At 72.0% G+C, this 239-nt stretch carries 1 protein-coding gene; it reads left to right on the top strand.

Annotation, left to right across the window (positions count from 1 at the left end; genetic code table 11):
- The coding region (locus KVT32_RS31405; protein ID WP_254637105.1) for a DUF4936 family protein at nucleotides 1-239 on the top strand (239 nt) is incomplete at both ends.

The raw sequence follows: 239 nt of genomic DNA, 5'->3' as shown, positions 1-239 counted from the left end.
ACGAGCATGCCGCCCACCTGGAGCCGCTGGTGCGCGCCACGCAGGCGCACCTGGCGCGGGAAGCGGGTGTGGCGGTCCAGCTCAAGCGCCGCCCCGAAGGCCGCGACGGCCTGCAGACCTGGATGGAAGTCTATCCCTGCGTCGCCGACACTTTCCCTGCCCTGCTCGAGGCGGCCGCAGTCGATGCCGGCCTGGCGCCGCTGACCGAAGGGCCGCGCCGTACCGAAGTTTTCGTGGAG

The organism is Achromobacter sp. GbtcB20 (assembly GCF_019091095.1).
Classification (GTDB): Bacteria; Pseudomonadota; Gammaproteobacteria; order Burkholderiales; family Burkholderiaceae_B; genus Achromobacter; species Achromobacter mucicolens.
Note: the sequence above shows the minus strand (reverse complement) of the source record. Positions and strands in the feature narration are given on the sequence as shown.